Annotated in this window: 6 protein-coding genes; 1 reads left to right on the top strand and 5 read right to left on the bottom strand. The window is 62.4% G+C overall.

Features of this window, described 5'->3' with window-relative positions; translation table 11 throughout:
* Nucleotides 1-135: 135 nt before the first annotated feature.
* The 5 genes from parE to ACN0YJ_RS14335 form a co-directional block, all read right to left on the bottom strand.
* The gene (gene parE, locus ACN0YJ_RS14355; RefSeq protein ID WP_417496600.1) at nucleotides 136-2,151 is read right to left on the bottom strand and encodes a DNA topoisomerase IV subunit B; all 2,016 of its coding nucleotides are present in this window, start codon (nucleotides 2,149-2,151) and stop codon (nucleotides 136-138) included.
* Between the two features lie 38 nt (nucleotides 2,152-2,189).
* Nucleotides 2,190-2,792, bottom strand: a complete 603-nt coding sequence (locus ACN0YJ_RS14350; protein WP_417475908.1) for a hypothetical protein — start codon at nucleotides 2,790-2,792, stop codon at nucleotides 2,190-2,192.
* 54 nt (nucleotides 2,793-2,846) lie between these two features.
* Nucleotides 2,847-6,026, bottom strand: coding sequence for an autotransporter outer membrane beta-barrel domain-containing protein (locus ACN0YJ_RS14345; protein WP_417496599.1), 3,180 nt, complete (start codon nucleotides 6,024-6,026; stop codon nucleotides 2,847-2,849).
* Between the two features lie 166 nt (nucleotides 6,027-6,192).
* Nucleotides 6,193-7,596, bottom strand: coding sequence for a type I glutamate--ammonia ligase (gene glnA / locus ACN0YJ_RS14340; RefSeq protein ID WP_417475912.1), 1,404 nt, complete (start codon nucleotides 7,594-7,596; stop codon nucleotides 6,193-6,195).
* Nucleotides 7,597-7,637: 41 nt separating this feature from the next.
* Nucleotides 7,638-7,976 carry a P-II family nitrogen regulator gene (locus ACN0YJ_RS14335; protein WP_091771882.1) on the bottom strand — a complete coding sequence of 113 codons (339 nt, stop codon included), beginning with the start codon at nucleotides 7,974-7,976 and terminating at the stop codon, nucleotides 7,638-7,640.
* A 131-nt stretch (nucleotides 7,977-8,107) separates the two neighbouring features.
* Here ACN0YJ_RS14335 and ACN0YJ_RS14330 point away from each other — a divergent pair.
* Nucleotides 8,108-9,039, top strand: a 932-nt coding sequence (locus ACN0YJ_RS14330) for an NAD(P)H-hydrate epimerase (RefSeq protein ID WP_417496598.1), incomplete at its 3' end; no start/stop codon positions are given.

Here is a 9,039-nt window from a genome sequence, read left to right as displayed (position 1 = left end):
CGTGTGGGACGTCACGGATGTCACACTCACTAACCATAGCGCTTAACGGCATTCGCCGGCGTCCCACACACCTCCCATCCGGGAGGCCCACTCAAACCTCCAGCGGCACGCCGCGTGGAGATTTTGGTGCGGCCGCTAGATATCCAGCGTGCTGATTTCCGGGGCGTGTTCCTGGATATAGGCGAAGCGGAGTTCCGGCTTCTTGCCCATCAGGGTTTCCACCAGCGCCTCGACCGTCGGCAGACCGCCCTCGGGGATGGTGACACGGGCCAGGGTGCGCACGCCGGGATCCATGGTGGTGGTTTTCAGCTGTGCCGGGGTCATTTCGCCGAGGCCCTTGAAGCGGCCGATATCAACCTTGGCCGAGCCCTTGAACTCGTCGCGCAGGAGTTGGTCACGGTGGATCTCATCGCGGGCATAGAGCGTGTGGCTGCCCTGGGTCAGGCGGAAGAGCGGCGGCTGGGCCAGATAGAGGCGGCCGGCATGGATCAGCTCGGGCATGGCGGTGAAGAAGAAAGTGATCAGCAGGGCGGCAATATGGGCGCCGTCGACATCGGCATCGGTCATGATGACGATGCGCTGATAACGCAATTCCTCGAGCTTGAATTTGGAGCCTGTCTGGCAGCCGAGCGCCAGTTGCAGATCGCTGATCTCCTGATTGGCCGCGACCTTGTCGCTGGCCGAGGAGACGACATTGATGATTTTGCCGCGCAGCGGCAGGATGGCTTGTGTCTTGCGATTGCGCGCCTGCTTGGCCGAGCCGCCGGCGGAATCGCCCTCGACCAGAAACAGCTCGGTGCCATCGGCATCGGCGCGCGAGCAATCGGCGAGCTTGCCGGGCAGGCGCAGGCGGCGCGAGGCAGACTGGCGCTTGACGGTCTTTTCCTTGCGGCGGCGCAGCCGGTCCTCGGCGCGCTCGATCGCCCATTCGACCAGTTTGGTGGCTTCTTTCGGAGAGCCCGCCAGCCAGTGATCGAACTGGTCGCGCACGGCCATCTCGACCAGTTTGGCGGCTTCGGGCGAGGCGAGGCGCTCCTTGGTCTGGCCCTGGAATTCCGGTTCGCCGATAAAGACCGAGACCAGCGACCCGGCACCGCCGAGCACGTCATCGGGTGTGATCAGGGCCGCTTTCTTGGCGTGGCTGTGATCGGCATAGGCGCGCAGACCCTTGGTGATCGCGGCGCGGAAACCCTGTTCATGCGTGCCGCCCTGCGGCGTTGGCACGGTGTTGCAAAACGTCTGGCAAAATCCGTCGGCTTCGCCGCCGAAACCATTGCTCGACCAGGCCATCGCCCATTCGACGCCGCCGCCATCATCGGCGCGCTCGACCTTGCCGCTGAAGGCTTCGGTCGTGACCAGAGCGGATTTGCCTGTCATCTCCGAGAGGCGATCGGCCAGGCCGCCGGGGAAGCACAATACGGTCTCGGACGGGATGTCGGTGCCCTCGACCATGGATTGAGGGCAGCGCCACAAGATCTTGACGCCGCGGCGCAGGAAGGCCTTCGAGCGCGTCATCGCATAGACGCGCGCCGGGCTGACTTTCATCTTCTCGCCGAAAATCTCGGTATCGGGCAGGAAGCGGATCCGGGTGCCACGGCGATTGGCGGTCGCGCCGACGCGGACGATCGGGCCCTGCGGCAGGCCGCGCGAATAATTTTGCGACCACAGCACTTTTTCGCGGGCGACTTCGACTTCAAGCACCGAGGAGAGCGCATTGACGACGGAGATGCCGACGCCATGCAGTCCGCCAGAGGTCTTGTACGCCTTGTCGGAGAATTTGCCGCCGGCATGCAGGATGGTCAGCACGACTTCCAGCGCCGACTTGTCGGGGAATTTCGGGTGCGGGTCGACCGGGATGCCGCGGCCATTATCGGTGACGGTGATATAGCCGTCCTCATCGAGCGAGACCTCGATCCGGTCGGCCCAGCCGGCGACGGCTTCATCCATCGAATTGTCGAGGATTTCAGCGAACAGATGATGATAGGCGCGCTCGTCTGTGCCGCCGATATACATGCCGGGACGTCGGCGCACGGCTTCCAGGCCCTCGAGGACCTCGATCTGGGCGGCGGAATAGCCTGCCGGCGGCGTCGCATCAGGGATGGGCGCAGGCGAGGCGGAAAACAGGTCGGATTGCGAGCTTGGTGATGACATCGGGTCAACATGCCCGAGTCGGCGCCACTAGGGGAGATTCAAAACAGCCAAAAACGGTGGGAAAGCCGCCGCTCACAGCCATTGATCTGTGTTTGATAGCGCTGCGCGTCGCGGGCGACGTCGGCGGCAACATTCACCAGCCAGCCCTTGGAGCGATACGAGCCGCGATTAAAGCCGCCATGGCCCTCATGATAGGACAGGTAGAGGTCGCGCGCATTGTCGGAAGCGATGCCCGATAATTGCCGGCTCTTGGACGCGTACCAGCCGACGAAGTCGACAGCATCGCCGAAATTATTGCGATTGGCGCCGCCGCGGCCGGTGTCTTCGCGATACCAGTCCCAGGTCCCGTCGAGTGCCTGGGCGTAGCCATAAGCGCTGGACGGGCGGCGCCCGGGGATAATCCCGAACAGGCGATTGCGCGCTGGCCGGGCATGGGCGTTGAAGCTGGATTCCCGCTTGAGGATGGCCAATTGCACGCCGGGCGGCACGCCCCAGCGACGCTCGGTACGCTGGATCGCCCGCCACCAGGCGCGATTATCCTCGAGGATCAGGCACACATCCGCTGTCTGAGACGGGGTTGGCGTCGTGCAGGCAGACAGGCTGGCAAGGGCCAGGCAAACGAAGAGGGCGGCAGGTTTCATGCCGCGCAGTCTGGCCTGTCAGGGTTAATCGAGTCTTGCCGGAGGATCGCAGTCCTAGAACACCATCCGCATGACGAGCCGGGCCGTGTGGCGAATGAAGTCTTCGCGCAGATCGGCGTCATAATCGAACGAGAAGACCGAATAGCCCGAGCCAGCCGCGATGCCGAATCCGAAGATGAAACCGGTTCCGGGGATTTGTTGCGAGCGCAGGGTGAAGGTCTCGTCATAATCGACGAAATGGGCATCTGTTTCGGTTTCGCCGCCGCTGAACTCATTGCGGAAACCAGCCTGGATATGCGGTGACCACCAGCTGTCATTGCCGGCATAGCGCGCGCCGAGTGTCATCAGGGCTGTGGCCGAGAAACTGCTCGATTCGCGGTCAGAAACGACCAGGTCGACGCCGGAACCGCCGCCGGTTTCCGTGTAGGAACCTTCGTAGAGACCAAGGTAATCGATCGATGCCGAGGGCCGGAGATAATAATTCCCGGCGCTGAAATCGCGCCCGACACGGGCCGAGGCGGCGAGGTGGTAACCGCTCCAGCTGGCTGTCGGCGAGGCCGAATAGCTGCCGATCACGATGCGGCGATTATGCTCGAAACTGTCAAACCCGACCGCGCCATAGATATCCAGCGTGGTTTCACCGAAGCGGGAGCCCGCATAGGCACCGATCTGGCCCGACACGGCGGACATGGGATCGTCAAACCCGTCGACTTCAGAAATTTCGCTGGCCGAACCAACGAAATTGACGCCCGCGGCATAGAAGGGACCGAAGGGTTGGTCGAAACCGACCGCCAGGCCGATACCATGGCCGCGATAACCCGGGCCGAAGGATGTGCCGGCACGGTCAGCGTAATAGCCGAATTCCTGCACCCACAGTCCACCGGTATCGTCGGGGCTGCGGCGCACGGCATCGAGCCGGTTGGAGAGGGCGCCCACAGCGCTGTCATTGGTGGCAAGCGCAAACTGGATCGCGCTGGCTGCATATTCCGGCAGAAGCTGATCATAGGCCTGGAAGAAATCGCGTTCTGTTGTCAGCGACGCGATGGCCGCACCGAGTTCGGCGTCATTTTGCCAGACCGAATAGGTCGCCTCATAGGCGCCGGCCTGATTGGCATTCATGCCAAGTTCCTCGGCGGAGCGGCGCTGCAGGGTCAGCGTGAGCGAATTGGAATCATTCGGATCGAAATTGAGCGCAGCCTCGTAGAGATAAGGCGCTGTGGTGTCCTGGAGCACGTCCAGGGCTTCCTCGATCACCAGGCTGTCGGCGGTCAGCACGACATAGGTCGCGCCTTCGCCAATCAGATTGGTCAGGGTGGATGTGATGCGTGAGCCCGCTTCAAACGTGACCGTGCCGGATGCATTGACGAAGGCTGCAATGTCGAGCGTGTGATCAATCTGGAAGCTCAGGACGGCGCCGTCGCCGAGCCGCGCATCGCTGATCCCCAAATCGGTCGCGGCCCCGAGGACCAGGCTGGCATCATCGACACTGATCTCCAGATTGTTATCGGCATCGTCCAGTACGCCGGAAACAATACTGCCGCCGGTGATGACGAGCTGGTCGGCGCCATCGCCGAAGCTGATATTGCCGGTCACCTGACCGGCTTCGACCTGGAGCACATCATCGCCGCTGCCGAACAGGACATCGCCATAGATCGCCAGGCTGACATCTTCATCGACGCCATCGCGGCGGTATTGGCGCACCAGGGTTGCTGTGGTCGCGTGGGACAGGTCGAGGGCGACGGTTTCGTAGGCCACGGCATCGGCCGTGGTCGGCGCGCCGTAGAGAGCGGAAATGACGCCGGAATTGACCACAGAGGTCAGGCTGCCGGAGAGATCCTGGACGGCCACGCCGCTGGCGCCCTCAACGGCGTTTGCGAAAATCGTGCCTTCATTGACCAGCGACGGGAGATAGGCGTCGGCATCGAGCATGATGACGCGAGCGGTAGCGCCGGTGCCGACGGCTGTCGCGCGCATTTCACCCAGATTGGTGAGGAGGGGAATGATGGCGCCTGCTCCGACGCTCATCGTTGTTGCCACCGCTTCTTCGCCGGGTACGCCATAGGCGAAGGCGCTGATCGTGCCCTGATTGAGGAATCCGCCAGTCAGGGTCGCGGTCGTTCCTGCGCCGCCCTCGACGCGGATGGATGTTGCGTCGACGCCGTCAAGATCGCCGCTCGCCATCACCTGGCCGCGGACGACAAAGCTGTAACCGAGATGCTGGGCCGCCTGGCTCTCATCGACATCAGCGGTGTCGGGATCGTCGGCAATCGCCGGGATCACGACTTCGCCGAGCACGATATCACTGGCACCTGCGAAAATGTGCATGGTCGGCGCGTCGCCGCGCGTGGTCAGCACCGAAGTCGTCTCTGAGGTAGTGTCCGCCGTTGGTCCGCCGACATAGAGGCCGCCGCTGACATTGCCGCTGAGCACGACGGCGCTGCCGCCCTGCAACAGGTCGTCGGCTTCCAGCTGTTCCAGGTAGGTTTCGGTCGGGCGCGACTGGAAACGATAACCCGTGGTGGCGATATTGCCGCGCAGTGTCATGGCACCGCCAATATCGCCGAGCACCGAGACACCGGCTGCCGAAGCGCCATTGGCGGCAATCGCGCCACCAATATTCAGATCACCGGAAATATTGTCCTGGATATCGATCGCCGTTGAGCGATCACCGGCAAGCGTGAGGCGGCCGCTATAATCGACCGAACCGTCAATGCCGGTGAGGATGCGGATGCCGGCAGAATCATTGCCGCGCACGATCATCTGGCTGGTATCAGAGAAGAGTATGTCGCCGGTGAAAACGGCGGCACCATCGACGAGGACCGCGATGCGGTTGCCCCCGACTGCGCCGGGCCCGTCAATATCGCCATCGCTATCTTCGTCGGTCGGGACGGTTTCGCTGGTCACCACGATCTGGCCGCTACTGGTGAAGTCGCCGGTATTGCCGCCGATGATATGAACGCCAACGCCGCCATCATCGTCCGAGGTCACGGTGATGTTGCCAGCCTGGGTAATGTCATTATCGCTGTCGAGTGTCAGGGCTGGTGTCGCGACAGTCGTCCGCGTGACGCGGCCAGAGCTGGTGATCACGATATTGTCGGCGACCCCGCCATCACCCGCAGTCGAGGTGGCGAGAGCGTCGGTGATCTCTGTGGTCACTTCGCGATCCGCGAAGGCGGCAGGGGCAGCAACGGTCAGCGATACAAGGGCGCTGGCAAACATAAAACGGCGACGCATACCGACTCCTGATCATCATGGCCGAAAACGGATCGGCAAACTCGACGTGATTTGTAGCGAATGCAAGACGACTCGTCGACCGTTCTGGAGACCTAAACGCATACAGACACGGCCGGGATTGCTCCCGGCCGTGCTGTATTGCCAATCCTGGGGGGCAGATTGCCGCCTAGCAGGAGTAATACATGTCGAATTCGACCGGATGCGGATGCATCTCCAGACGCAGGACTTCTTCCATCTTCAGATCGATATAGGCGTCGATCTGGTCGTCATCCATGACGCCGCCCTTCTTGAGAAAGTCACGGTCGGCATCGAGAGATTCGAGTGCTTCCCGCAGCGAGCGGCAGACAGTCGGGATACCTTGCAGCTCCTGCGGTGGCAGGTCGTAAAGGTCCTTGTCCATCGGATCACCCGGATCGATGCGGTTCTCGATCCCGTCCAGGCCGGCCATCAGCAGAGAGGCGAAGGTGAGATAGGGATTACCCGCCGGATCGGGGAAGCGGGTTTCAAGACGCTTGGCCTTCGGCGAGCTGACCCAGGGGATGCGGATCGAGGCCGAGCGGTTGCGGGCCGAATAGGCCAGCAGGACCGGAGCTTCATAACCGGGTACAAGGCGCTTATAGCTATTCGTCGACGCATTGGCGAAAGCATTGATCGCGCGGGCATGTTTGATGATGCCGCCGATATAATGCAGGCAGGTCTCCGAAAGGTCGGCATAGCGGTCGCCGGCGAAGACCGGATTGCCATTCTTCCAGATTGACTGATGCACATGCATGCCGGTGCCGTTATCGTTCCACATCGGCTTGGGCATGAAGGTCGCGGTCTTGCCATAGGCATGGGCGACCATTTTGACCGTGTATTTGTACATCTGCATGCGGTCGGCCATGGTGGTCAGCGTGTCGAACTTCATGCCGAGTTCGTGCTGGGCCGGGGCGACTTCATGGTGGTGTTTTTCCGGCTTCAGGCCGAGCTCTTCGAGGACGGAGAGCATTTCTGTGCGCATGTCCTGGCAGGTATCGACCGGATTGACCGGAAAATAGCCACCTTTTGGGCCAGGGCGGTGACCCATATTGCCGCCTTCATAATGGCGGCCGGAGTTTTGCGACATTTCCTCGCTATCGATTGAATAGCTCGTTTCAGCCTGGCCGGCCGTGTAGCGGACATCGTCGAAAATAAAGAATTCCGCTTCCGGGCCGACATAGGCGGTGTCGCCGATACCGGTCGAGGTGAGGAAGGATTCGGCTTTCTTGGCGGTGGTGCGCGGATCGCGATTATAGGCTTCGCCGGTGCCCGGCTCGAGGACATCGCACAACAGGATCATGGTCGGCTGCTGGTAGAAGGGATCCATGAACATCCCGCTTGGATCGGGCTTGAGGACCATGTCGGACTCGTTGATTGCCTTCCAGCCGGCGATCGAGGAGCCGTCAAACATCACGCCGTCTTCGAAGAAGTCCTCATTCACTTCTGAGCGGTCGAAGGTGACATGCTGCAACTTGCCGCGCGGATCGGTGAAGCGCAGGTCGACATACTTGATGTCTTCATCGTGCAGTTTCTTGATAATTTCGTGGGACATGGGCCAGGCTCCGAATTTGCTGGGCGGCGACAGGGGAGGGATTAAAGCGCGTCGAGGCCGGTTTCCCCGGTCCGGATGCGGATGACATGTTCGACCGGGCTGACGAAGATCTTGCCGTCACCGATGCGGCCGGTCTGGGCGGCGTTCTGGATCGCCTCGATCGCGGCTTCGACCCGGTCAGCGGGCAATACCAGCTCGATCTTGATCTTGGGCAGGAAGTCGACGACGTATTCGGCCCCGCGATACAGTTCGGTATGGCCTTTCTGGCGGCCAAATCCCTTGGCCTCAATGACGGTCAGGCCCTGCACCCCAATCTCTTGCAATGCCTCCTTCACGTCATCAAGCTTGAACGGTTTGATGATGGCTTCGATTTTCTTCATGACCGACTCCGAATTCCTGAGGATGACGCTAGTGATGCGCTTGTGCGTTACAAGAGGCAAATGATCCGGGTTAGTATTCGCGCTCACAATTGCCACACGAACGGGCAGCCGTGCTGCACAATGGAGCGATCATGCCTCTCGACGTGCTCAAGACCGCCGATTGTGGCGCCTGCGATGGTTTCGCCGCCAGCGTCGGTGTGCCCGGCCCGGTATTGATGGAGGCCGCCGGCCTTGCGGTCGCCCGGGCGATCACGAAACGGTGGGCCCGCCGTCCGGCCCTGATCCTGTGCGGACCGGGCAATAATGGCGGCGATGGGTTCGTTTGTGGCCGGATATTGCGCCAGGCTGGCTGGCCGGTCCGGATCGCGCTGCTCGGCGAGCCGGGCGGTCTGAAGGGCGATGCGGCTGCAGCGCTGGCGCTCTGGGATGGTCCGGTCGAGGCAATGACCGCTTCATCGCTGGGTGATGCCGGCCTGGTGGTCGATGCGATGTTTGGGGCCGGGCTGAGCCGTCCGCTGGAGGGCGTCGCGGCGCAGCTGGCCGCGATCCTCTCAGAACGCTTGATTCCGGTGATTGCGATTGATCTGCCCAGCGGGATTGGCGGTGATCAGCCCGACCCCGGCGGGACAACTCTGCGCGCCGATCTCACGGTGACGTTTCACGCCCGCAAGCCGGCGCATTGCCTGGAGCCGTCCGCTTCGCTGTGTGGCGAGCTGGTGGTGGCCGATATCGGGATCCCCGGGGGCTGGCGCGAGGTTGTCACACCGCTGGGCCGTATCAATGAGCCGGCGCTCTGGCAGGGCGCATTGCCGGCGCCGAACGCGGGCACCCACAAGCATCAACGCGGGCGTCTTGTGGTGTTTTCCGGCGGCGCATCCTCGACCGGCGCGGCGCGGCTGGCGGCGATCACCGGCCTGCGCGCCGGCGCTGGTCTGGTAACGCTGGCCAGTCCAGGCTCGGCGATGCTGGTCAATGCCGGCGCCCTGACGGCGGTGATGCTCAAGCGCTGGGATGGCGAGGCGGATAGTGGCGCGTTTCTCACCACGCTGCGGGCCAGTGCGGC

Origin of the sequence: Maricaulis sp., from assembly GCF_048270095.1 — a bacterium.
GTDB lineage: Bacteria > Pseudomonadota > Alphaproteobacteria > Caulobacterales > Maricaulaceae > Maricaulis.
Note: the sequence above shows the minus strand (reverse complement) of the source record. Positions and strands in the feature narration are given on the sequence as shown.

Coding starts and splice junctions, on each gene's coding strand:
- parE (WP_417496600.1), bottom strand. CDS start 2,151: ATGTCATCACCAAGCTCGCAATCCGACCTGTTTTCCGCCTCGCCTGCG.
- glnA (WP_417475912.1), bottom strand. CDS start 7,596: ATGTCCCACGAAATTATCAAGAAACTGCACGATGAAGACATCAAGTAT.
- ACN0YJ_RS14345 (WP_417496599.1), bottom strand. CDS start 6,026: ATGCGTCGCCGTTTTATGTTTGCCAGCGCCCTTGTATCGCTGACCGTT.
- ACN0YJ_RS14335 (WP_091771882.1), bottom strand. CDS start 7,976: ATGAAGAAAATCGAAGCCATCATCAAACCGTTCAAGCTTGATGACGTG.
- ACN0YJ_RS14350 (WP_417475908.1), bottom strand. CDS start 2,792: ATGAAACCTGCCGCCCTCTTCGTTTGCCTGGCCCTTGCCAGCCTGTCT.